General features: G+C 62.5%; 17 protein-coding genes and 1 pseudogene. 3 read left to right on the forward strand and 15 right to left on the reverse strand.

The features are described 5' to 3' along the window. Positions 1-254: 254 nt before the first annotated feature. Complete coding sequence (locus tag BPNPMPFG_RS16255) at positions 255-1349, forward strand: S1 family serine peptidase (RefSeq protein ID WP_258596513.1); 1095 nt, start codon at positions 255-257, stop codon at positions 1347-1349. A gap of 81 nt (positions 1350-1430) precedes the next feature. On the opposite strand, the gene mgrA is transcribed toward BPNPMPFG_RS16255, so the two are convergent. From mgrA to BPNPMPFG_RS16290, 7 genes are all read right to left on the reverse strand, one after another. Then, positions 1431-2477: an L-glyceraldehyde 3-phosphate reductase gene (gene mgrA, locus BPNPMPFG_RS16260; protein ID WP_258596514.1), complete on the reverse strand. Its 1047-nt coding sequence runs from the start codon at positions 2475-2477 to the stop codon at positions 1431-1433. A 121-nt stretch (positions 2478-2598) separates the two neighbouring features. After that, a complete protein-coding gene (locus BPNPMPFG_RS16265) occupies positions 2599-3741 on the reverse strand; it encodes a Gfo/Idh/MocA family protein (RefSeq protein ID WP_258596515.1) in 1143 nt (380 codons plus the stop codon). 11 nt (positions 3742-3752) lie between these two features. Further along, positions 3753-4499 carry a sugar phosphate isomerase/epimerase family protein gene (locus BPNPMPFG_RS16270; protein WP_258596516.1) on the reverse strand — a complete coding sequence of 249 codons (747 nt, stop codon included), beginning with the start codon at positions 4497-4499 and terminating at the stop codon, positions 3753-3755. A gap of 41 nt (positions 4500-4540) precedes the next feature. Then, positions 4541-5635 carry an ABC transporter ATP-binding protein gene (locus BPNPMPFG_RS16275; RefSeq protein WP_258596782.1) on the reverse strand — a complete coding sequence of 365 codons (1095 nt, stop codon included), beginning with the start codon at positions 5633-5635 and terminating at the stop codon, positions 4541-4543. 2 nt (positions 5636-5637) lie between these two features. Next, positions 5638-6570 carry a carbohydrate ABC transporter permease gene (locus BPNPMPFG_RS16280; protein WP_258596517.1) on the reverse strand — a complete coding sequence of 311 codons (933 nt, stop codon included), beginning with the start codon at positions 6568-6570 and terminating at the stop codon, positions 5638-5640. Next, on the reverse strand, positions 6567-7454 hold the full coding sequence (locus BPNPMPFG_RS16285) for a carbohydrate ABC transporter permease (protein WP_258596518.1): 888 nt from the start codon (positions 7452-7454) through the stop codon (positions 6567-6569). Before BPNPMPFG_RS16285 ends, BPNPMPFG_RS16280 begins: the two co-directional genes overlap by 4 nt. Positions 7455-7535: 81 nt before the next feature. Next, positions 7536-8774, reverse strand: a complete 1239-nt coding sequence (locus BPNPMPFG_RS16290; protein WP_258596519.1) for an ABC transporter substrate-binding protein — start codon at positions 8772-8774, stop codon at positions 7536-7538. A 406-nt stretch (positions 8775-9180) separates the two neighbouring features. On the opposite strand from BPNPMPFG_RS16290, the gene BPNPMPFG_RS16295 reads away from it, so the two are divergent. Continuing rightward, positions 9181-10236: a LacI family transcriptional regulator gene (locus tag BPNPMPFG_RS16295; RefSeq protein WP_258596520.1), complete on the forward strand. Its 1056-nt coding sequence runs from the start codon at positions 9181-9183 to the stop codon at positions 10234-10236. 83 nt (positions 10237-10319) lie between these two features. Here the strand turns inward: BPNPMPFG_RS16295 and BPNPMPFG_RS16300 are convergent, their stop codons facing one another. Together BPNPMPFG_RS16300 and BPNPMPFG_RS16305 are read right to left on the reverse strand one after the other, a co-directional pair. After that, positions 10320-11201: an AraC family transcriptional regulator gene (locus BPNPMPFG_RS16300; RefSeq protein WP_258596522.1), complete on the reverse strand. Its 882-nt coding sequence runs from the start codon at positions 11199-11201 to the stop codon at positions 10320-10322. Continuing rightward, on the reverse strand, positions 11198-12034 hold the full coding sequence (locus tag BPNPMPFG_RS16305) for an alpha/beta fold hydrolase (RefSeq protein ID WP_258596524.1): 837 nt from the start codon (positions 12032-12034) through the stop codon (positions 11198-11200). The genes BPNPMPFG_RS16300 and BPNPMPFG_RS16305 overlap by 4 nt, the downstream gene beginning before the upstream one ends. 377 nt (positions 12035-12411) lie before the next feature. On the opposite strand from BPNPMPFG_RS16305, the pseudogene BPNPMPFG_RS16310 reads away from it, so the two are divergent. Continuing rightward, a pseudogene (locus BPNPMPFG_RS16310) lies at positions 12412-12611 on the forward strand (transposase); the annotation flags it as partial. A gap of 79 nt (positions 12612-12690) precedes the next feature. Here BPNPMPFG_RS16310 and gnd read toward each other — a convergent pair. The 6 genes from gnd to BPNPMPFG_RS16340 form a co-directional block, all read right to left on the reverse strand. Continuing rightward, a complete protein-coding gene (gnd, locus tag BPNPMPFG_RS16315; protein WP_258596525.1) occupies positions 12691-14118 on the reverse strand; it encodes an NADP-dependent phosphogluconate dehydrogenase in 1428 nt (475 codons plus the stop codon). A gap of 148 nt (positions 14119-14266) precedes the next feature. Further along, the gene (locus BPNPMPFG_RS16320; RefSeq protein ID WP_258596527.1) at positions 14267-15886 is read right to left on the reverse strand and encodes a copper resistance CopC/CopD family protein; all 1620 of its coding nucleotides are present in this window, start codon (positions 15884-15886) and stop codon (positions 14267-14269) included. Positions 15887-15975: 89 nt separating this feature from the next. Beyond that, entirely contained in the window at positions 15976-16494 is a 519-nt protein-coding gene (locus BPNPMPFG_RS16325) for a YcnI family copper-binding membrane protein (RefSeq protein ID WP_258596528.1), read from the reverse strand. Positions 16495-16533: 39 nt separating this feature from the next. Continuing rightward, positions 16534-17076: a copper chaperone PCu(A)C gene (locus tag BPNPMPFG_RS16330; RefSeq protein WP_258596530.1), complete on the reverse strand. Its 543-nt coding sequence runs from the start codon at positions 17074-17076 to the stop codon at positions 16534-16536. Positions 17077-17174: 98 nt separating this feature from the next. Next, positions 17175-17531 (reverse strand): DUF2946 family protein, encoded by a 357-nt coding sequence (locus BPNPMPFG_RS16335; protein WP_258596531.1) that lies wholly within the window; start codon positions 17529-17531, stop codon positions 17175-17177. 138 nt (positions 17532-17669) lie between these two features. Then, positions 17670-18572 (reverse strand): GntR family transcriptional regulator, encoded by a 903-nt coding sequence (locus tag BPNPMPFG_RS16340; RefSeq protein WP_258596533.1) that lies wholly within the window; start codon positions 18570-18572, stop codon positions 17670-17672. Positions 18573-18705 lie beyond the last annotated feature (133 nt).

Consider the following 18705-nt stretch of genomic DNA (forward strand, 5'->3'; position numbering starts at 1 on the left):
CCGAACCTGACCTTCGCTCCATACGATCTGTCGAAGGCCCCCGCCAAAGACACCCGCGCCGATATACTGCCTAAATTTATACAACATTGGAATGACAAATCGCTTCCACGTAGCCCGTGGGGGGCTATAGGGTTTTGAACGGGTTCCGCACGGGGAACACGATCCGCGAAGCAACGCCTGACTTGCTGGCGACTGTTTCGTCGATCATGCGCCGGGGCTGGCTCGTTCGGGAACGTGTCTCAGGAGGATTTCAGGTGCACATCATCCATTGGCTCAGGCCGATCGCCACCGCGTCGATGCTTGCCATCGCCTCGGCTGTCATGGCCGTCAACACCAGCCTAGCCGATGAAATCGCCAGGCCAGAAGCGGCGGTCTCGCCGATGAAACGCGTTGCCGATGCCAGGGCGAAGGCGGCGGCGGAAAATCCCGACGGCGCCGACCGCGTCTATGGCGGCAACCAGGCCGAAAAGGGCGCTTATCCTTTCCAGGTCGCGCTGCTCACCACCAACAGGCTGGACGAGAACCCGGCTTCGCAGGCCAATGCACAGTTTTGCGGCGGCAGCCTGATCGCGCCGCAATGGGTTTTAACGGCGGCGCACTGCCTCAACGACAAGGGCCGGCCGATCTCGCCGGATGCGGTCACCGTGCTGACCGGCGCCACCGATCTCAGCGAAGGCAAGCGCCACAAGGTGGTGGAGGTCATCGTCAACGAGGGCTACAGCGAGCAGACGCTCGACAACGACCTCGGCCTGCTCCGGCTCGCCGAGCCGGCCGACGCACCGACCATCAAGCTTGCCCATGGCACCACCCCCGATAGCGGCAAGACCACCGTTACCGGCTGGGGCAAGATGCAGGATGGCACCTTCCCGACCACGCTGATGGTTGCCGACCTCGACCTGCAGCCGAACCAGGCCTGCAACAGCGGCATCAAGGCCATCTACGCGCATGATTTGAAGGCAGCGTTGGGCGATCTGTCCCACCGCATGCGCTATTCGGAAAAGGGCATCGATGCGGCCGCCAATGCGATTGCCGCCGACATGACCGACCCGCTGACCAAAAACATGATCTGCGCCGGCACCACCAGCGGCGTGCGCGATGCCTGCAATGGCGACAGTGGCGGCCCGCTGTTCATGACCGGCGGCGACGGCCCGGTTCAGGTCGGCGTCGTCAGCTGGGGCGAAGGCCCGGCCGACGGCAGTGCCGCCTGCGGCCACAAGGACGCCTATGGCATCTACACGCGGCTGGCCAACTACACCGGCTGGATCGAGACGAAGATGAAGACCCAGGCGCCCGCACCGGAAAAACCCAAGGCTGGACTGGGTACCGCACAGAAGCCGAAGACGCCCTGAACCGCGGCCATTTTGCTTTCGCAACAAAAGCGGCGGGAGAGCTTCCCGCCGCTTTTGTTTGCCGGCTTGTCGAGCGTGGCTTTACTTCCTCGGCGGACCCTTGCGTTCGGCAGAAGCCGCCCACAGATTGATGTCGGACTCGCGCGCGTAAGTGTCGATCTCGGCGAGTTCGGCGTCACTGAATTCAAGCACCTTGAGCGCGCCAACGCAGTCCTCGACCTGCTCCGGCCGGCTGGCGCCGATCAGCGCCGATGTCACCTTGCCCCTGCGCAGCACCCAAGCCAGCGCCATCTGCGCCAGCGTCTGGCCCCGGCGTCCGGCGATCGCGTTCAACGCCTGGATATTGGCGATGGTCTTGTCGTTGATGAACGCCGTCCTCAGCGACTTGCCCTGGGAAGCGCGGCTGCCTTCGGGAATGCCGCCGAGATATTTGTCGGTCAACATGCCTTGCGCCAATGGCGAGAACACGATGGAGCCGACGCCGAGCCCTTCAAGCGTATCGAGCAGGCCGTCTTCTTCCACCCAGCGGTTGAACATCGAATAGCTCGGCTGGTGGATGATGCAAGGTGTGCCGAGCTGCTTCAATATATCGGCGGCCTCGCGTGTGCGCTGCGAATTGTAGGACGAGATGCCGGCATAGAGCGCCTTGCCCGAGCGCACGGCGTGGTCGAGCGCACCCATGGTTTCCTCCAGCGGCGTATCGGGATCGAAGCGGTGCGAATAGAAGATGTCGACATAGTCGAGGCCCATCCGCTTCAGACTCTGGTCGAGGCTGGCCAGCATGTATTTGCGCCCGCCCCATTCGCCGTAGGGTCCGGCCCACATTTCGTAGCCGGCCTTGGTCGAGATGATCAGTTCGTCGCGATAGCCGGCGAAATCGGTGCGCAGTATCTCGCCGAAAGCGGTCTCCGCCGAGCCGGGCGGCGGACCGTAATTGTTGGCGAGGTCGAAATGCGTGATGCCGAGGTCGAAGGCCTTGCGCGCGATCGCCTGCTTGGTCTTGTGCGGCGTGTCATCGCCGAAATTGTGCCACAACCCCAGCGAGATCGCCGGCAGCTTCAGGCCGGAGCGACCGCAGCGGTTGTAGATCATGGTCTCGTAACGGTTTTCGGCGGGGATGTAGGGCATCGGAAAATCCTCAAATCGAAGTGAGCCGGTCGGCTGCCATCACGACAACACGGCGAGTCGGCCCTGCCCCTCACCCTTACCCTCTCCCTGTCGAAACGGGGAGAGGGTCGAGGCGCGGCGCCTACTTCTTCTTCGCCAGCAGTTCCTTGGCTTCCTCGACGCCAAGTGCGGCCGGCCGTTCGCAACTGGTCTGCATGGCGACGAACTTGCCGGTTTCACCGGAGCGCAGCAGGCCGGTCATGACGTCGACGGCGTGCAGCGCCAGTTCCATCGAGCAGCGGTGCGGCCGGCCTTCCGCGATCGCCACCGCCATGTCAGCGAGGCCGGCGGTGCGGTAGTTGGCCATCATGCCTTGTCCATGCATTTCATTGGGAACGCCGAACGGGTGCTTCCATTTCGGCAGCTTCTTGACCGGCTTGCCCTCTTCGGTGAAGCGCACGTCGCCCCCGAAGAAATTCGGATCCGGCACGAACACCGTGCCCGCCTCGCCATAGAGTTCCATCGGCGCGTGACCATGGGCCCAGACGTCCCAGCTGGTGTTGAGCGTCACCACGGCCCCGTTCTCGAACTCCAGCAGGCCGTGGATGGTCGTCGGTGTGTTGACCGGAATCTTTTCGCCCGCGCGCGGCTTTGAACTGATGGTGCGTTCCTTGGCAGGCGTCGACGCGAAAGCCGCGACCTGTTTCACCGGCCCGATCAGCTGGATCAGATTGGTGATGTAGTAGGGTCCGATGTCGAGCACCGGACCGGCGCCCGGCTGGAAGAAGAAGTCGGGATTGGGGTGCCAGTGTTCCATGCCGTGGCTCATCACATGGCAGGTGCCGCTGGTGATCTTGCCGAGCTTGCCTGTGTCAATGAGATCGCGGACCAGCTGATGCGCGCCGCCGAGGAAGGTGTCGGGCGCCGAGCCGATGCGCAGCCCCTTTTTTTCCGCCCGCGCTTTCAGGTCGAGTCCTTCCTTCACCGACAGCACGAAAGGCTTTTCCGAATAGACGTGCTTGCCGGCATCGAGGATCTGCTTCGACACCTCGTAATGCACCGCCGGTATGGTCAGGTTGACGATGATATCGATGTCGTCGGCCTTGAGCAGCCCGTCGACCGTTTCAGCGCGCAGCTTGAACTCCTTCGCCCGTGCCTTCGCCGCATCCATGTTGATGTCGGCGCAGGCGCGCATCTCGATGCCGCGAAACAGCGGCGCCAGCGAGAAATACGCCTTCGAGATGTTGCCGCAGCCGATGACGCCGATGCCAAGTTTCTTTGCCATGCTGATTGCTCCTAGTAGGTCTTGACGGCTGCGATCGAGCGGCGGGCGAAGCGCTCTATGTCGTTCGGGTTATCCTGTTCCATGACGAAGTATTGGGCCGCGCTCTTGGCCCTCAACACCTTGATCAGCCCGGCCCAGTCGATCGTGCCATGGCCGACATCCGACCAGCCGTCCTCGTCCAGTCCCTCGCCCGGCTTGGCCATGTCCTTGACATGGACGGCGCTGATGCGCTTGCCGTGCTTCTCGATCCACGTCAGCGGATCGTCGCCGCCGCGCACCACCCAGGCGACGTCCATTTCCCAGCCGATGTCAGGCGCGGAGGACAGGATGTGGTCCTGCGGCACGGAGCCGTCGGCGAGCTTCTTGAATTCAAAATCATGGTTGTGCCAGGCAAAGCCGTAGCCGGCCTTTTTCGCGGCATCGCCGACTTTTGCCAGGCGTTCGCCAAAGCCACGCCAGCCGGCGGTGCCGGATGGCCTTTGCTCCGCCACCAGATAGGGGCAGATCAACAGCTTGATGCCAAGCGCATCGGCAGTCTTGCGCACGCCGTCGAAATCATTTTCGAGCGCGTCGATCGAGAAATGCCCAGTCGGCATGGCGAGCCCATTCTTGTCGAGTTCGGCGCGGAAAGCCTTGGGATCATCATAGACGCCGCCGAAGCCTTCGACCTGGGTGTAGCCGAGCTTGCCGAGCGAGGCGAGCACGCCTTCCCAGGGCTGGAAATTGCGGGCGCTGTAAAGTTGGAATGACCAGTTCATCGTCTCTGTCCGTTCTGCTTTGGGATGGATGATTTCGAGGGTTACTTGCGGCTGCCAGTTGCGGTGTCGAACAGCGAGGCGCGGGCAGGATCAAAGCCGATCCGGATCGGCTCGCCATTGCGCAGCGTCTTTTCCGCCTCGACGCGGAAGGAAAAATTGTGGCCGCCGAGCTTCGTCCACACCAGCGTGTCGGAGCCCATCGGCTCGACGATCTCGACGGCGGCATCGGTGGCAAAGGGCATGGCATTTGCCGCCTCGCCAAAGGCGACGTGCTCGGGCCGGATACCGAAAACGCAAGGCCCGCTGCTGTTGCCGGCTGCCTCGAATGCATAGCGGTCGAGCGGAATGGACACATTTCCCGCCTTGAAAGCAGCGCCGGCCGCCAGTTGCCCGTCAAGGAAGTTCATCGCGGGCGAGCCGAGGAAGCCGGCGACGAAGCGGTTGACCGGGCGATTGTAGATGGTCTGCGGCGCATCGAGCTGCTGGATGACGCCGCCTTTCATCACCGCGATACGATCGGCCAGCGTCATCGCTTCGATCTGGTCGTGCGTGACGTAGATCATCGTGTTCTGCAGCCTGCGATGCAGCAGCTTGATCTCGACGCGCAGCTCGGCACGCAGCTTGGCATCGAGATTGGAGAGCGGCTCGTCGAACAGGAACACGTCGACATCGCGCACCAGCGCCCGTCCGATCGCCACGCGCTGGCGCTGGCCGCCCGAGAGCGCCGCCGGTTTGCGCTGCAGCAGCGGCTCGATCTGCAGGATCTCGGCGGCCCGCGCGATCCGCTTGGCGATCTCGTCCTTGGCTATGCCGGCGACCCGCAGCCCGAAGGACAGGTTCTTCTCCACCGTCATCTGCGGATAGAGCGCATAGGACTGGAACACCATGCCGATGCCGCGGTCCTTGGGCTCTTCCCAGGTGACGTTCTTGCCCTTGATGAAGATGCGGCCTTCCGAGATGTCGAGCAGGCCGGCTACACAGTTGAGCAACGTCGACTTGCCGCAGCCGGAGGGTCCGAGCAGCACGATGAACTCGCCTTCGGCGACATCGAGATTGAGCGTCTGCAACACCGATACCGCACCGAAGTTCAGCGACAGGTCCTGGATCGATACGCTGGGGTTTGCGATTTCTGTCATCATCACCCTTTCACCGCGCCGGCCGCTATGCCACGCACGAAAAGCTTGCCGGAAATGAAGTAGATGATGAGCGGGACCAGCCCGGTCAGGATGGTGGCCGCCATATTGACGTTGTATTCCTTCACGCCCTGCACCGAATTGACGATGTTGTTGAGCTGCACCGTCATCGGATAGGTATCGGGGCGGGTGTAGACGACGCCGAACAGGAAGTCGTTCCAGATGCCCGTCACCTGCAGGATGACGGCGACGACGAAGATCGGCAGCGACATCGGCAGCATGATGCGCAGATAGATGCCCCAGAAACCGGCGCCGTCGACACGTGCCGCCCGGAACAGTTCCTCCGGCATGGACGAGAAATAGTTACGGAACAGCAGCGTCAGGATCGGCATGCCGAAAATGGAATGGACGATCACCAGGCCGGTGAGGCTGCCATAGAGGCCGATCTCGCGCAGGATGATGACGATCGGATAGATCATCACCTGATAGGGAATGAAGGCGCCGACGATCAGGATGACGAAGAAAGTATCGGCGCCCTTGAAGCGCCAGTTGGCCAGTGCGTAGCCGTTCACCGACGCAATGGCGATCGACAGGATCACCGAGGGGACGGTGATGCGAACGGAATTCCAGAAGCCGCGCGAAAGCCCGTCGCAATTAAGGCCGGTGCAGGCCGTCGACCAGGCCTTCACCCAGGGCTCGAAGGTGATTTCGAGCGGTGGCGAGAAGATGTTGCCGAGCCGGATTTCCGGCATGCCCTTGAGCGAAGTGACGACCATCACGTAGAGCGGCAAGAGATAGTAGGCTGCCACGACAAAGAGTGTGCCATAGAGGAAGATGTTGCGGCGCGAAAACATGCGGCGCGGTTTCGGGCCGTGAGGCCCGGCGATGTCGTGGCTGGAAACAGCGCTTGTTGGAGCAGAGGTGTTTGCCATGCTCATTTGCGCCGCCCGAATTCGAGATAGGCCCACGGCACGATGACGATCACCACCGAGAGCAGCATCATGGTCGAAGCGGCAAAACCCTGGCCGAGGTTCTGGGCGAAGAACATGTAATCGTAGACGTACTTGGCCGGCACCTCGGAGGCGATACCCGGGCCGCCGCTGGTCTGGGCGACGACGAGGTCGTAGACCTTGACGATGCCGGAGGCGATGATGACGAGCGTGGTGATGAAGACCGGCCGCATCATCGGTATGATGATGAACAGATAGGTCTTCCACATCGGTATCCCGTCCACCCGCGCGGCCTTCCAGATGTCCTCGTCGATGCCGCGCAGGCCGGCCAGCATCAGGCACATGATGAGCCCGGTGCCTTGCCACAGTGCCGCGATCGATATGCCGTAGATGACGATGCTGGAATTGTAGAGCGGGTCGAAGCTGAAGCTCTCCCAGCCCAACCCCCGCACCACATGCTGGATGCCGAAATCCGGGTTGAGCAGCCACTGCCAGACAAGGCCGGTGACGATGAAAGAGAGCGCAAAGGGATAGAGGAAGATGGTCCGGAACGTGTCCTCGAAGCGTATCTTCTGGTCGAGCAGCGCGGCGAGGAGGAAGCCGATGACCAGTGAGAACACCAGCGAGATCGCGCCGTAGATCAGAAGGTTCTCGATCGAGATCAGCCAGCGCGGCGTCGCCCACAACCGGTAATACTGATCGAGCCCGACGAAATTCAGCCGCGGCAAGAGCTTTGAATTGGTGAAGGAATAGAGCACCGTCCAAAGGGTGCCGCCGACGAAAACCACCCCTGCGGTGAGGATCATCGGGATCGAGGCGACCTTCGCATTGAGGTTGCGGAACAGCGAGTTGGGACGTTCGCTCTTGCTCATCTCGTCAGCCGGCTGGGTAAGGGCGGTGCGGTCCCGGCCCTGCGTTCGCAAGGCCGGGAGCGAAGTGGGTTGCCTCCAACGTCAGTCTGCCGAAGCGATGAGGGCGGCAAAGCGCTTCTGCGCCTCTTCCACGGTCAAGTCCGGCTTGGCGAAGAATTCGGCGAAAAGGTCCTCCTTCTGCTTCTGGGTGTCCTGCGAAAGCAGCTGGTCCGTCCACGGTATGACGGCGCCCTTGGCGAGGATGGCGAGGCCCTTCTTCATGCAGTCGTTCGCCGCATTGAGGTCGACATCGCCGCGCACCGGCAGCGATCCCTTCTTCAGATTGAAAGCGACCTGTGTCTTGGGATCGAGCAGCGTTTGTGCCAACACCTCCTGCGCCTTGGCCTTGTCGGCATCCTTGAGCAGCGGGAAGTAGAAAGCATCGCCACCGGTGGCGATGACTTCGTTCAGCCCCAAGCCCGGCAGGCAGGTATAATCCTTGCCGGCGGTCTTGCCGGCCACCTGGAACTCACCCTGCGCCCAGTCTCCCATGATCTGGCCGCCGGCCTTGCCGGTGATGACCATGTTGGTGGCCTGGTTCCAGTCCTGCACATTGGTGTTCTTTGCCATCTTGCGCGCATCGTCGGCCGCCTTGAACACCTTGGCGACTTCGGGACCGGCGGCGAATTTGGCATCCTTGTCCTTGTAGACCTTGAGGAACGTATCCGTGCCGCCCACCGCGGCAAGCAGCACGTCGAAGGCGCCGGAGGACTGCCAGGCTTGCCCGCCCACGGCGAGCGGGACGATGCCTGCCTTCTCCAATGCCGGGCCGGCGGCCACATATTCATTCCAGTCCTTCGGTACCGGCACGCCGGCCTTCGCGAAGGCTTCGTTAGACAGCCACAGCCACTGCCAGGAATGGATGTTGACGGGCACGCAATAGATCTTGCCGCCGATAGTGCAGCTGTCGAGCAGGCTCTTCGGCCGCACGACTTCCGTCCACTTGCCCTTGGTGGCGACATCGGTGAGGTCGCGCATCAGGCCGGCCTGCACCAGCTCTTCCGCTTGTCGGCCGTGATTGAACTGGGTGGCGCCCATCGGATCGCCGCCGGTGATGCGGCTGATCATGATCGGCCGCGCCGTGCCGCCGGAGCCGGCAATGGCGCCGTCCACCCAGTGATTGCCGGTTGCGTCGAAAGCCTTGGCGAGTTCCGCGACCGCCGCCGCCTCGCCACCCGAAGTCCACCAATGGGTGACTTCCAGGTCCGTCGCGGTGGCCGGACTGGCAAAGTGCAGCGCGGCCGACGCTGCCAGCGCAGCGGTGATGAATTGGTATCGCATTTCGGTTCCTCCCAGAATCTGAAACGTTACAGATTTTCGATACGGGAATTGCTTGGACTGCGCAACCCCATGAGTAACGAGGGCTCGACATTTTTTCGAGCCGCGAACAAATTCGCACGAGCGCCGATGTTTGTGTGCACCGCAATATAGGTCGCTGCAGTGCAAAACGCTTAAATGGAGCATGAAAGCCGGCAAAGGGCAGCGGCAAGGGCGATTTCCTCTGGAATCCCAATGAGTTTCGCAAATCAGCCATTCGCCTCGCCGCAAGCCGCAGGCATCTCGGCGTTGGCAATCTGTAACGTTTCAGTATATTGAAGCCTGGCCGGGACCGGGACGCATATCGTCTCGCAATGGCGGCGATTGCCGACCCGGCCCGCGACTGCTATGCGCCTGACGGGCGGGACGAATGGACAGACGGCGTACGGAAAAGAACGAGGAGGCGTTGGCACAGAGGCGGCCGACGTTGAAGACGCTTGCCTTCATGACCGGGCTCGGCGTCACCACCGTATCGCGCGCCTTGAAGGACGCGCCGGAAATCGGCGCCGAAACCAGGCGCCGTGTCCAGCTCGTCGCCAAGCAGATCGGCTACCGGCCGAACCGCGCCGGCGTTCGCCTGCGCACCGGCAGGACCAATGTCATCAGCCTCGTGCTCAACACCGATCGCGAGATCATGAGCTTCGTCTCGGACATCATCTACGGCGTTTCGGAAGTGCTCGCAGAAACGCCCTATCACCTGATCGTCACGCCCTACTCCCGCTCGCAGGATCCGATGGAGCCAATCCGCTATCTCGTCGAGACAGGCTCAGCCGACGGCGTCATCATCTCGCGCACCCAGCCGAACGATCCGCGCGCCCGCTATATGCTGGAGCATGGCATGCCTTTTGCCACGCATGGCCGCACCGATATGGGCCTCGTCCACCCCTACCATGACTTCGACAATCATGCTTTCGCGGTTGCAGCCGTGCGCCGGTTGGCGAGCATGGGCCGGCGCAAGCTGGCGCTTCTGTCGCCGCCGCCCGGGCTGACCTATTATGGCCACACGCTGAATGGCTTTGCCGATGCGCTGAGCGAGGTTGGCGCCAGCGAAATCCCGTTCAACACCGTTTCCATCGACCATACGATCGAGCAGATCAGGAGCAGGACCGCACAGGTGATGCGCCGCGAAAACCGGCCTGACGGCTTCGTCAGCAGCGCTGCCGCCGCGACACTCGCCATCGTCGCCGGCATCGAGGATGCAGGTCTCAAGCTTGGCCGCGACGTCGACGTGGTGTCCAAGCAGTCGTCGGACCTGCTGCACCTGTTTCGGCCAGAGCTGTTGGTCGTCAACGAGAACTTCCGGCTGGCCGGCTCCGAGCTTGCCCGTTCCGTGCTGGGCTGGATCGGCGGCGCCGCACCCGGCTCGTTGCAGAGCCTGAGCGCAGCCAGTGACGTTCTGTCGCTCAGCCAGGCGGTGCCCGCTTAGGCCGTGAACCCATAAAGACCGGGATTGGGGTGGATAGCGGCCTGTCCGTTTCTTGCGATCGGAAGGGATGCCGTCGGAGGGCGCTATTTCAGCGGCAAAAACAGTTCCGCGACCGCCTCATGCTCCGGCACTTCCGCGAAGAAGCCCAGTCGCTGGCAATAGATCGGGAAGTCGCGTGCTTCCTCGCCGCTGGCCGGAAGCCAGTCGCGATAAAGGTAGAGCGCGGCGGGCTCCAGATTGTCGGTGTTGCCGACGACGCGCAGCACCGCGCAGCGTCCGCCAGGGATCTCGCCGGCTTTGATCCGCTCGCCATTCGCCTCGACCGGTTGGTCGGTCCCGACACAAAGGTCCATCCTATAACCGACAGGCGACGCAGGACGCCGCTCGGAACGCCAGACATTGAAGGTCGGACTTGTCTTGGGGTGTAGGCCGGCGGCCGTGCGCCACGCGACAAACCGCTTGATGGTGGCGCCGAGCGTCACCGGGTCGCCCCGATGCTCCATGATCGCCACCGGCGTGGGGGATACATCGCGAACCATCACGTCGTCAGTGGTAAAAGTCTTCTGCATGAACTTGCACCTCGCGTTGTCGAGAGGCCCGAAGGCCGCAAGCCACGGCTCCCAGTCGGGAGATTCCCGGAACGACGACGGCGATTGCCCGAGCCGTTGCCGAAAGGCGCGAGCGAAGGCATCCGGTGCATCGTAACCCGCACCCATCGCTATGTTTGTGACGCTTTGGGCGTCCATATAGGCCAGCTCGTGCGAAGCGCGCTTCATACGGACAAGCTGGACATAGCGATGCACGGATAACCCGAAGGTCGCCTTAAACTGCCGGTGGAAATGAAACTTCGAGAAGGCCGCAACACCGCTCAGCGTTTCCAGGTCCAGATCACTGCCAAGATGCCGATCGATGTAGTCCAGCACTCGCTGCATCCGGGTATGGTAGTTTTGAAGCGCCGCCTTCATCGTCCTTCCTCTGTGGCGGCTCCAGCTGGTTGTTCGACCCCTGATTGCAACTTGCTGTCCGGCCCATCAAGGAATCGCAGGGCTGTTGAGGTGAATGGAACGATGGGATCATAAATAGGAGCGTGCTCGCCGCCAGGAATAATCCATAACGCGGCATCCGGAATAGAACGGTAGATGCTTACAGAAATTTCAGCGGGAAAAAAGCGGTCGCGATCACCGTGCACAACAAGTGTACGAGCTGCAATGGTTGATAGATCTTGTTCGGTGAAATTCATATCATCATGGTTTTCGCCCAGCGCGTTGAACTGTGCGATGAGTTGACTGATCTGTTCGTCGCCGCGTTTTGCGCACTCTCGATACATTTCCTGAACTTGTTGGGGCATGACACCGAACGAAGCTCTGCGCATGATAACCCTTGCCTGATCTGGGAAATGGGTAGTTGCACTAATTAATACCATTGAGTCGATGCGCTTGGGTTGGCTCGTTGCCATGTGCAGTAGCGTCATTCCGCCAGAACTGATGCCCATGGCCGAGAAGTGATCAACCCCCAGCTTTTCAAGCAAGAGGAACACGTCACTGGCCGCTTCCCGATGTGTGAACTTGTTCCCGGGATTGGTGGAGTGACCATGGCCACGCAGATCCACGACGATCAGTCGATGGCGCTCCGAGAGCTTGGCGGTAAAGGGAAGCCAGTTCTGTGCACAACCGCCAAATCCATGCAAGAGTACCAGAGGCTTTCCGACTCCGTACTCCTCGTAGTACATCTCAATGTCGTTGATTTGAACGGTATGCCCGCGAGTGGTTGTCTGTTTGGGAGCGTACGTCTTTGTCATGGGTGTGTCTCTTAAATGCGCGATGAGGTGAACAGCGGCCTGCAGGCCCATGGAAATGAAACCTTCGAAAAGGCCGCAACACCGGTCACCGTTTCCAGGTCAGATCACTGTCAAGATGCCGGTCGATGTAGTCCAGTACCCGCTGCATCCGAGCACGGTAGTTTTGAAGCGCCGCCTTCATCGTCCCTCCTCCGTGGCGGCTCCAACTAGTCGCTTATGGCCATAACGTGCTCGACCGATCTTGCGGTTTTGTCACGGGTCGCGGAACATCGCCAAGGACCGTTTGCGGGCACGCCCAATTTATCGACGAGCGGCGGAAAAGGGGGCGTTTGCGGCTGTGGCTTTCATATCGCGCCGAACTCCGATTCAAGCTCAAAATGAGCCGATATGACCTGAGCGACTTCTATGGCCCGGGATCAAGCCGCTGCGGCCCAGCAAGCCGAGGGGCGTGCCCCGTGCCGATGATCGGGACGTGCTAAACAGCATATTTTTTGTGCTTCGATCGGGAGCACCATGGCGCGACCTGCCAGAACGCTATGGACCGCGCACCACGCGCAAGGCCTCCCGCTATGACAAGTTCGCCGCCAATTTTCTCGCCATGGTCCAGCTCGCCTCGTTGCGGCTGTGGTTGCGCGCTTATGAGTCTACAGTCTAGACTAGCCAGCCGCACCGCTTCCCCACGGCCCGTGGAACGCACCAGCCCCGTCGATACGCTCGAAACCATGCGCGCCGAAGAAGTCGCGCTGCGCCTGGATCAGGTTCGAGGTGCCGCGGCCCTGCCGGTAGCTGTCGAAATAGGCAAGCGCGGAAGACAGCGCCGGCACCGGCGAGCCGGCTTCGGAAGCCTTGGCCACGATGCGCCGCAGCGACGGATGCGCTTCCTGCATCAGGGCGATGAAGGCCGGCGCCATCAGAAGATTGGTCGAAGCGCCGCCGGAGCCGAACGCCTCGGCCATGGTGTCGAGGAGCTGCGAACGGATGATGCAGCCGGCGCGCCAGATCCTGGCAATGGTCGGCATCGGCAGGTTCCAGTTGAACTCCTTCGAGGCGCCGCTCATCACCGCGAAGCCTTGCGCATAGGCGGCGATCTTGCCGGCGAACAGCGCCAGTTCGAGATCTCCAAGCAATGCGTCCCTGTCACCGGAAATCTTCGCCACGCCGATGTTGCCATAGGCTTTTTCCGCCGCCAGCCGCTCTTCCTTGATCGACGACAGCACGCGCGCCGCCACCGCCGCCTCGATCGCGGTCGCGGGAATGCCGAGCTGCTGCGCCTCGATGACCGACCATTTGCCGGTGCCCTTCTGGCCGGCGCGGTCGAGGATGATGTCGACCACCGGCTTGCCGGTCTTCGGATCGCCGGCGGCGAGCACCTTGGCGGTGATCTCGATCAGGTACGAATTGAGCCTGCCCTTGTTCCAGTTGGAAAACACCGTGCCGATGTCCTTCGGCCCCATGCCGAGGCCGTCGCGCAGGATGCCGTAGATCTCGGCGATCATCTGCATGTCGGCATATTCGATGCCGTTGTGGATGGTCTTGACGAAATGACCGGCGCCGTCGGTGCCGAGCCATGCCGCGCAGGGCTCGTCGTTGAACTTGGCCGAGATCGCGGTCAGCACCTTCTCGACGCGTTTCCAGGAATCCTCGGTGCCGCCGACCATGATCGACGGCCCGTGGCGCGCGCCCTCCTCGCCGCCGGACACGCCCATGCCGATGAAAGTCAGGCCCGAGCCCGAAAGCTCGGAGAAGCGCCGCATCGTGTCGCGGAAATTGGCGTTGCCGGCATCGATGACGATGTCGTTGGCCGACAGCACGCCGCGCAATGCTTCGATCTGTTCGTCGACCGGCTTGCCGGCCAGCACCATGATGATGATCGGGCGCGGCGGCCGGATCGCGGCGGCGAGTTCCTCCAGACTGTAGCACGGCACCACCATATCCCTCAGCGCGCCGGCGTTCTCGACAAAGGCGTCGGTGCGTGCCCTGGTGCGGTTGAAGACGGCGATGCGGTGGCCGTGCTCGGCAATGTTGAGCGCCAGGTTGGAACCCATCGTGCCAAGGCCGATCAGACCGATTTCGGCTTTTTCCATCGTCTCTTCCCTGCTTCCGGATCGTTCGTTGAGGCCGCGATTTGCGGACGGTGTCCTTGTGGTGATGATTGACGGGCCTTCAAGCCTGCGTCAACCGCCTCGCCGAATTGTGTTGCCTGGATTGCCGGCCGACCTCGTACCGAAGCGCCTAGCGGTCCAGCCTTACGGCCCTGATGTCCACGGGCGCTTCGATCTTCACCATCTCGAAGTCCGAGACCAGGATGTCGATGCGCACCGTCCAGCGGCCGGGAACCGGGATGACGAGGTTGTCGACACGCCAGCTGCCGTCGCCGGGCTTGGTCGCCGCGCGCTTCAGCGGCTCGATGCCGGAATCGGGCTTCGACAACGCCAGCGTCACCTCCTTGGCGTCGAGCGGCCCGAAATCGCCGGTCATGATGATCATCGAAGCGACCACCGGTCCGGCATGGCCGGGCGTGATGCTGAGATCGGCCATCGCTTGCAGCGCATGGATATGGACCGAGACCGGCTGGGCGGCCGCGATCGCCAGTGCCCGTGGCGGCGGCGTGAAGCGCCAGCCCGCGGCAACGCCGAAAATCGCCAGCACGATCAACATCTCGACGCCGATCGAGCGAGCGAGCCTGCGCTGCACTTCCGTCGCTCCGGCCTCGGCCGCTGCGGTGAGTTTCCAGCGATTGACGGCGGCGAGCGTGAACAGAAAGACCAGCAATCCCAACTTGATCAGCAAAAGCTTGCCATAAGAAGTGCTGACCAGCGCCGCGGGCGTCTGCACCTGGATGATCGCCAACACGACGCCGGCGGCGACAAGTACGATCACGACGGGCAGGATCATGCGTGAGAACCGCCGCAGGATTGGCGCGGCCTCCGCCGATTGACCTTTCAGCACCAGGCCGAGCGGCATCAACGCGCCGGCCCATAAGGCGATGCCGGCGCCATGCAGGAACACCATCGCCCGCGTCAGCCATTGCGGTTCGGCGGCACTGGCGTGGCCGCTGGCGGCAAGCGCGATCCCCACCCCGACCAGTCCAGCGAGCGCAAATGGCTTGGCGACCGCGCGCGGTCCGGCCAGCGATAGCAGGCCGAGTCCCAGCGCGATCAGGGCGACCAGCACCGTCCAGCCGAAGCTGGTGTCGAGCCCGGTCCGCCAGATGACCGGCTGCGCCAGATGAGAGAGCGGCGCTTCGAGTGCATCGAGCCCCTGCAAGCCGAGCGACAAGGGTGCCGCGATTAGACCGCACAGGATGGACGCTATGACGAAACGCCGGCCGGCCTGTTCGCCCCGGGCCAGCCAGGCAAGGGCGAAGGCACCGCCGACGCCGAGGAAAAGGCCGATATAGAGAAGGACCTTGCCGATCCAGATCGCCGACCGCTGCGGCCAGTCGACGGCCTCGGGCACGGCCGGCGGCTCGCTTGGCGCGCCGATGGAAAACAGCAGCGAACCGCCGACCGGATGGCCATCGGCGGAGATGACACGCCAGCTCAGCACATGCGTGCCGGACTTGAGCGTCTGCGGATTGTCGATCTCGACCGTCTGGTCGCTGAGCCGAAAGGACGTCAGCGGAACCGGCGTACCGTCGGGCTTCACCAGGGTCAGCACCAGCGGCGAGACCGGCTCGCTGAAGGTCAATGAGAATTGTGCCGGCCCTTGTGTCAGCACCCCGCCGTCGGCCGGGTCGGTCCTGATCAACGCGGCATGGGCAAAGGCTGGATTTGTCGAGGCCATGACGACGAGCAGCATGACCATCGCCAACACCCCGCCGGCAACCCGGCCGACGAGCTTGCCGGCCATAGCGGCCGTCCTAAGTAGGGATATCGCGTTCATGTCATCGCCATCGAAGCGGCGGCGCGCGCTCTCGATGAGGGCGCGCCGCCAGGAGATCATTTCTTCGACAACAGCTTGATGCCGGGCGCCGGGTTCTCCAGCGCGTCTTCATCCTGCCCTGCCGCCGGGATCTCGATCCACCGATCGGTGGCGCCGTCGCATTCCTGGACCACCGGGAAGTAGAGTTTCTGGCCCGCGGGGAGATCCGCCGTCAGTGTCGCGCGGAAGACGAACTCGTCGTAAAATTCGTCCGGCAGGCTGCCACTGCTCCAGTCGACTTCCTTGACCCCATCGGTCACCGCCTGACCGTAGAGCTGGTAGGATTTGTCGTATTTGCCCTTCTTGGTCTGCAGCGTCCAGCCCGGCTTCGGCATCGGCTTCACCGCGATCACCCCTTCCGGAATCTGCACGCGCACGGCGGTCGTCGCCTTGCCGTCGCACCCGTGCGGCACGCGCAGGACAGCCTTATAGGTCGAGCCGACCGCCGCTTCCTGGGTTTCGAGCGTGATGTGCGCGAAGGCGGCACTGGTTCCCAAGACAAGAAACGCGCCGGCCGACAGAAGATACTTGTTCATGATGGTCCCTCTGATTTTAAAGGTGTCGAACGGGCGCGATCAGTTGGCGTGGTCATCCATGCCACCCATTTCGCCCATACCTTCGACAGCAAAATCCACGCTGACGGTGCCTGCCTTTTCGAAGGTCAGCGTGGCGGAGAACTTTTCGCCCTGCTTGGGTTGCCGCTTCAGGCCGATGAACATCAAATGATAGCCGCCAGGCGCAAGTGCCACCTTGCCGCCAGCCGGGATTTCCAGGCCGTCGGCAACCGGCCGCATGGTCATGACGCCGTCCTTGACGCCCATCTGATGCAGTTCGGCCTTTTCCGAGATGTCGGAGGAAATCGACAGCAGCCGGTCCGGCGCGTTACCTTTGTTGGTGACGGTGAAATAGCCGCCGGCGACCTTGGCGCCGGCCGGCGTGGCACGCGACCAGGGATGCCCGATCTCGAGATCGCCGACCTTGAATTCATGCGCGAAGACAGTCGGGGCGCCGACGAACACCAGCGCAAAAGCCAGCACGGCGATGCAGAGACGCTGCTTGAAGCTGCGTAAAATGCTGCCGGGCATGGCACGCGCGGCGGTGCGGAAAAATTGGGACATGGTTGCTCCATGATATGATGGTCCGCGCCGTTGCCGGTCGCGAACAGTTTGATCTTTGGATGGGTGGGCCTGCGAAAGGTTCCGCCGGGCAAACAGGCTCAGGCCTTCAGCGGCGGCGCGCGCGGGTTCGACGGCGAGCGCTCGCGCGCGAAGTCGAGATGGAGGATCGCCGGAAAGACGAAGGCGACTGCTTCAAAGGAAAGGCTGCCAAGCGCCAGGCCAGCCTCGGGCGGCGGCGCGAAGGCCGCCGAAGACATGCCGCAGCTGAGCACGCAGCATGCCGGCAGATGTGACGGCGGTGGGTTGCCGCCGGGAAGCTGGGCCGCCCCCTCACGGGTACAGATGACGTTGCCGAAGGCATCGAGTTGCGACGCATTCGGCCCGGTGCCGAAAGCGAACGCACCGAGCATCGACTGGAGTAACAGCAGACAGGCCGCGACAAGCGCGACCGGCATGCTCCACCGTCTCCGCCCCTTGTTCAAATGAACTGCCTGCTCAAACCATCTGCCTCTTCAAGCAATCACCGGAGATATACCTACCACGGGACCGGGACGTCGAAAATCGTCAAATCCAGGCTGCGGCAACGCGGCATATCAGGATTTTTGTGGCGGCCGGCTTTCCGGGATCGAGGTCAGCAATGTCTGGCGCGCCGACTTCAGGTGCTTGCGGCAGGCGGCATCGACCTTGCCGAGGTCGCGCGATTTGAGCGCCTCGATATAGGCGAGATGCTCACCGATCGCGACCTCGTTGCGCTCGCGCTCCTGTGCCTTGTTCCACTGGTAGTGGTAGTGGAAGATCATGGCGATGACGTCGTAGAAATCGACGATGAAGCGGTTGTGCGACGCCCGGTGGATGAGCCGGTGGAGGCGCTCGTCCAGCTCCGAGAATTCGGTAAAACGGGTGGCGATCTCGCTTGCCAGCCGGCGATGCTCGTCTTCCAGCCTGTCGAGATCGGCCCACACCGCGCTGTCCCGCGGCAGGGCGGCGAAGGCTGCCGCCGAGCGCAGTTCGAACATCTCGCGGATTTCGGTCAGCTCCAGCGCGAAGGCGCGGGTAAAACCCTTCAGCACCCAATGGCTGTTGCGGCGCTTCTCGATCAGGCCGAAGCGGGAGAAGCGGATCAGGAACTCGCGCACGCTGGTGGTGCCGACGCCGATCTCGCGCGCCAGTTCGAGCTCGTTGATCTGCATGCCGGCCTCGGCGCCGCCGGCGAGCAGTCTGCGCATGAACGACCGCTCGATGATTTCGGCCAATGTGTCGGTCTCTTCCTCGGGGAAGAAATCATCGGGGCGCGGTTCGCGCAGTACTGTCTTGGCACGCTTGTTCCAGGCGATCAGCCCGGTCTCTTCCATGCGCGCCAGAATGGTGCGGACGGTCGTGCGGCTGACGCCAAGCAAGGTGCCCAGTTCCGGCTCCGAAGGCAGGCTGCGCGTTTCGTCGAGCAGCCGCAGGCAGCGGTTGTAGGCATCCTTGTAGACGTTGTTGCTCTTCGACATCCCTGACCCGTTGCACACCGGCGCTTGCGGCGGCCGGTTTGAAGCGCAATATGACGTTCCCCCGACCCTGAAAAGCGAAATCGCTTTCTGGAACACCCGAGGATATGCGGAACTCCCCAGCGAAAAAACAATT

Source organism: Mesorhizobium sp. AR07 (assembly GCF_024746815.1).
Classification (GTDB): domain Bacteria; phylum Pseudomonadota; class Alphaproteobacteria; order Rhizobiales; family Rhizobiaceae; genus Mesorhizobium.

Excerpts from the sequence above, each read along its gene's own strand:
- BPNPMPFG_RS16270 (WP_258596516.1), bottom strand. The coding sequence starts at position 4,499 with ATGAACTGGTCATTCCAACTTTACAGCGCCCGCAATTTCCAGCCCTGG.
- BPNPMPFG_RS16335 (WP_258596531.1), bottom strand. The coding sequence starts at position 17,531 with ATGCCGGTCGCGCTTGTCGCGGCCTGTCTGCTGTTACTCCAGTCGATG.
- BPNPMPFG_RS16295 (WP_258596520.1), top strand. The coding sequence starts at position 9,181 with ATGGACAGACGGCGTACGGAAAAGAACGAGGAGGCGTTGGCACAGAGG.
- BPNPMPFG_RS16340 (WP_258596533.1), bottom strand. The coding sequence starts at position 18,572 with ATGTCGAAGAGCAACAACGTCTACAAGGATGCCTACAACCGCTGCCTG.
- mgrA (WP_258596514.1), bottom strand. The coding sequence starts at position 2,477 with ATGCCCTACATCCCCGCCGAAAACCGTTACGAGACCATGATCTACAAC.
- BPNPMPFG_RS16320 (WP_258596527.1), bottom strand. The coding sequence starts at position 15,886 with ATGGCCGGCAAGCTCGTCGGCCGGGTTGCCGGCGGGGTGTTGGCGATG.
- BPNPMPFG_RS16285 (WP_258596518.1), bottom strand. The coding sequence starts at position 7,454 with ATGAGCAAGAGCGAACGTCCCAACTCGCTGTTCCGCAACCTCAATGCG.
- BPNPMPFG_RS16275 (WP_258596782.1), bottom strand. The coding sequence starts at position 5,635 with ATGACAGAAATCGCAAACCCCAGCGTATCGATCCAGGACCTGTCGCTG.
- BPNPMPFG_RS16265 (WP_258596515.1), bottom strand. The coding sequence starts at position 3,741 with ATGGCAAAGAAACTTGGCATCGGCGTCATCGGCTGCGGCAACATCTCG.
- BPNPMPFG_RS16305 (WP_258596524.1), bottom strand. The coding sequence starts at position 12,034 with ATGACAAAGACGTACGCTCCCAAACAGACAACCACTCGCGGGCATACC.
- gnd (WP_258596525.1), bottom strand. The coding sequence starts at position 14,118 with ATGGAAAAAGCCGAAATCGGTCTGATCGGCCTTGGCACGATGGGTTCC.
- BPNPMPFG_RS16280 (WP_258596517.1), bottom strand. The coding sequence starts at position 6,570 with ATGAGCATGGCAAACACCTCTGCTCCAACAAGCGCTGTTTCCAGCCAC.
- BPNPMPFG_RS16330 (WP_258596530.1), bottom strand. The coding sequence starts at position 17,076 with ATGTCCCAATTTTTCCGCACCGCCGCGCGTGCCATGCCCGGCAGCATT.
- BPNPMPFG_RS16290 (WP_258596519.1), bottom strand. The coding sequence starts at position 8,774 with ATGCGATACCAATTCATCACCGCTGCGCTGGCAGCGTCGGCCGCGCTG.
- BPNPMPFG_RS16300 (WP_258596522.1), bottom strand. The coding sequence starts at position 11,201 with ATGAAGGCGGCGCTTCAAAACTACCATACCCGGATGCAGCGAGTGCTG.
- BPNPMPFG_RS16325 (WP_258596528.1), bottom strand. The coding sequence starts at position 16,494 with ATGAACAAGTATCTTCTGTCGGCCGGCGCGTTTCTTGTCTTGGGAACC.